This window comes from Ochrobactrum sp. SFR4, from assembly GCF_019730395.1.
Taxonomy (GTDB): domain Bacteria; phylum Pseudomonadota; class Alphaproteobacteria; order Rhizobiales; family Rhizobiaceae; genus Pseudochrobactrum.
Genome location: NZ_JAAPBB010001169.1, coordinates 1 through 245 on the forward strand (window position 1 = coordinate 1; position 245 = coordinate 245).

The window sequence follows — 245 nt, forward strand, 5'->3', positions numbered from 1 at the left end:
CGTCAAAGGACGCGCCAATGCCAGCAGCACCAGCAAAGTGGCAATACCGATCCAGCCATAGCTATGCAGCCTCTCACTATAGGCATGATTGATATTGCCGGTCAGCCAGGGCAGATAATCCATACGCAAAGTCGGGTGTCCAAGCAGCACCGCATTGCTGACACCGGCAAACAACATGGCAATCAGCGTGCCGGATAAAATCAGCATCAGGCCGCGCGGCGCATCGCTGCCCCCTGCCAGACGCG

General features: G+C 57.6%; 1 protein-coding gene. It reads right to left on the bottom strand.

Annotated features, from left to right (window positions below):
- Positions 1-245, bottom strand: a 245-nt coding sequence (locus tag HBA93_RS22725; protein WP_221724740.1) for an iron chelate uptake ABC transporter family permease subunit, incomplete at both ends; no start/stop codon positions are given.